This window comes from Streptomyces sp. NRRL F-6492 (genome assembly GCF_001280125.1).
GTDB lineage: Bacteria > Actinomycetota > Actinomycetes > Streptomycetales > Streptomycetaceae > Streptomyces.
The window spans coordinates 1-1,345 of sequence record NZ_LGEG01000101.1 but is presented as its reverse complement, the minus strand read 5'-3'; the positions used below and the strand labels follow the sequence as shown (position 1 = coordinate 1,345).

The following is a 1,345-nucleotide window of genomic DNA, read 5'->3' as shown; positions in this document are numbered from 1 at the left end:
GAGGGCGTGTCCGGGGGCGGGTTCCGGGGCGGGGGCCGGTCAGCATGGCGGGCATGGCGGAGCGCGTAGGCAGATCATCGGACTATTGCCGCTTCCGGGTGAGCGTCGGGTTACTCGTGGCGGTGCTGCTCGCCTCCGTCCTCCTGGAGGGCTCCGGGCGGGCCGGCGGGGTCGGGGACGGGTCCCTGCGGCTGACCGTGACCGTGAACGGCCGGGCCGACAGCGACCTCCGGCCGCCCGGGGTGCGGGTCGGGGCGTGGGTCGTGAAGCGGTACCGGCTGGTGAACCTGAGCGAGGCCGACCTGCACCGGGTACGGGTCCTCGACCCCGGCGTCCCCGCCGGGTCCGTCCGGTGTCCGGCGGCGCCGCTCCCCGCGACCGAGGAGGCGGAGTGCACGGCCCGGTTCCGGGCCCTGCGGGGGACGCACGTGCGTCCCGTACGGGCCGAGGGCGACGTCCCCTCGCTGCACACCCGGCTCACCGCGACCGCCCGCTCCGGGTACACCGGGGTCGCCGGAGCCCTCCAGCTCACCGAGGAGGTGGTGGTCAGCACCCCGACGGTCAGCACTCCGACGGTCAGCACCCCGGGCGGGGGTTCGGGTGCGGGTACGGGCTCGGGGACGGGTGCGGGCTCGGGGGCGGATGCGGGCTCGGGCGGGGGTACGGGGACGGGTGCGGGTACGGGCTCAGGGACGGGTGCGGGCTCGGGCGGGGCTTCGGCCACCGTGACGTACACCGTCACCAACCAGGGCGACCTTCCCCTCCACGCCGTCCGGGTCGAGGACCCCGGTCTCACCCTCGCGCCCGGCGCGCCCGACTGCGGGGGGCAGGGCGGGACCGTGGCCGTCCTCGCCCCGGACACCTCCGCCCTCTGCCGGGCGACCGTACGGCTCCCCCCGGGGACCTACCGGAGCACCGGCCGCGCCTCCGGGAGCGACCGGGCGACCACGTTCGGGACGGGCGGCGAACGGGTCTCGGCGCCGGTGCTCACGGCGGGCGCCTCGACCGTCTTCGTGGTGAGGGAGCCTCCGGCCCCCGGGACTCCGGCTCCGAGGGCCCCCGCTCCCAGGGCTCCGGGGGCGGCCGGAGCTCCGGGAGCGGCCGGGACCACGGCGACGGCCGGGGCGGCTCCGGGCGCTCCGGGGGCTCCGGGGGCCCTCGCGGGACCGGGTGCGGGAGCGGGAGCGGGTGGCGGCGCAGGTGCGGCCGGAAGGCCCGCGAACCCCGCCGTTCCCGGCGCGGGCGCCGCTCCCGGAGCCGTACCCCCCGGAGCCGTACCGCCCGGGTCCGTACCCCCGGGGGCCGTACCCCCGCTCTCCCCGCCCCCCGGAGCCGTCCCCCCGAC

1 pseudogene is annotated in these 1,345 nt (G+C 79.1%); it reads left to right on the top strand.

The window, feature by feature from the left end:
• Positions 1 to 98 precede the first annotated feature (98 nt).
• Positions 99 to 1,345 (top strand): annotated as a pseudogene (locus tag ADL08_RS37135) (hypothetical protein); the annotation flags it as partial.